1 protein-coding gene and 1 pseudogene are annotated in these 1505 nt (G+C 62.7%); both read left to right on the top strand.

Features of this window, described 5'->3' with window-relative positions; genetic code table 11:
- Nucleotides 1-62 precede the first annotated feature (62 nt).
- Complete coding sequence (locus FJ980_RS31270; RefSeq protein WP_140547397.1) at nt 63-968, top strand: LysR family transcriptional regulator; 906 nt, start codon at nt 63-65, stop codon at nt 966-968.
- Between the two features lie 28 nt (nt 969-996).
- Nucleotides 997-1191 (top strand): annotated as a pseudogene (locus tag FJ980_RS31265) (type II toxin-antitoxin system HipA family toxin); the annotation flags it as partial.
- Nucleotides 1192-1505: the final 314 nt, after the last annotated feature.

Here is a 1505-nt window from a genome sequence, read left to right as displayed (position 1 = left end):
GTATGCCGCTGCGTCGATATGATACAATTCAATACTCGGTATGATTACTATGCGAGATTGGCATGAACATTCCAGACCTCGAAGCCTTCATCGCCGTTGTCGAAACCGGCTCCATCGTCGCGGCTTCCTGCCGGCTGAACCTCACGCAGCCTGGTGTGACCCGGCGGGTGCAAAATCTCGAAGCCAGCCTCGGCAGCAGCCTTCTCAACCGGCACTCCAAGCCGCTTCGGCCAACGCCGGCCGGCGAGACGATCTACGAGCAGGGGCGCCGCGTGCTGCGTCTGACGGAGGATATGAAGGCCAGTGTCTCGCCTCGGGGCGAAGTTGGTGGCGAGCTCCGAATTGGCATTCTGCCATATCTCTCCGAGACGGCACTCGCCGGCCCGATCGACCGGCTGCGCGGCGAATTTCCGAGCGTTGCCTTGCGGGTCACATCCGGTTGGTCGCCCCGGCTGATGCAGCAAGTGCTCCGCAATGAACTCGATGCCGTCGCCCTCTGCCTCGACGAGGCCGTGACTCCACCGGCCGAGCTTGCTGCGGACGACCTCGGCCGGCAATCCGTGTTTGTCATCGCCTCGAGCCGGATGGAGGTACCCAACCCGGCGACATTGTCCGATCTCTCACGGTTCCCGTGGATCATGAACGAGAACGGGTGCGGCTTCCGGGCCTCTCTCGCCCAACGCTTCGAGGCCGAGCGCCTGCCGTTCCACGTCGCCGTCGAGGCGCTGAGCACGGAGCTTCGCATGTCATTGGTCGCGCGCGGGCTTGGCCTTGGCATGGTCACGCCCATGGCCTACGAGACAAGCCTTTGGCGCGCCGCGGTAACCGTTGTCGATACGGTTGGCATCGACCTGCATCTCCGCGCTTGGCTGCTGCGTCGTCCGCCGGATGGCCGCCTCGCTCGGCCGATCCGCGCCTTCCGCGAAGCTCTGGCGGAGGGCCTGGACCTGTCGGCGTCGGCCGCCTAGGAACCTTGGCGCCCGCCATCACCGGCGTGTCGACTTGCTGGAGGCTGCCGCCGGGTTTTTTGCGCTGACGCTCGTGCAGGCGCGAACGATCATCAAGGAGGTCGCCACGGTGACTGCGGCCTGGCGCGATGTTGCCAGGGCCGTAGGCGCCCGATCGGCGGAGATAAACCGCATGGCGAGCGCCTTCGAGCACGACGATCTCAAGAGGGCTTTGGCGCTCTAGGGGCGAAGGCTCCCAGACGATTTGGCCGCCCGTGGACGGCATTAACCCCAGAGGGTGCCCAGACCGACACCAAAACCCGCCTATTTGCACGTCGTAGCCGCCGATTGCCGCACGGGTTCCTGAAAGGTCTTTCGAAGCCGCGAGTCGTGAGCTACGTGTGACGAGTCGTTAACGAGAAGGAGAAAAATCAACGTGCCGGCCCAAAACCCTTTCTCATGAAAATAATTGACTTATCCAATAACGCTCAATTCAAACTCAAAGGATAGGCGCAAGGCATTGATATCTACTAACTGGTGGCCCGGAGGGACTGGAAC

Source organism: Mesorhizobium sp. B1-1-5, assembly GCF_006443065.1.
Taxonomy (GTDB): domain Bacteria; phylum Pseudomonadota; class Alphaproteobacteria; order Rhizobiales; family Rhizobiaceae; genus Mesorhizobium.
This window is presented reverse-complemented; position numbering and strand designations above follow the sequence as displayed.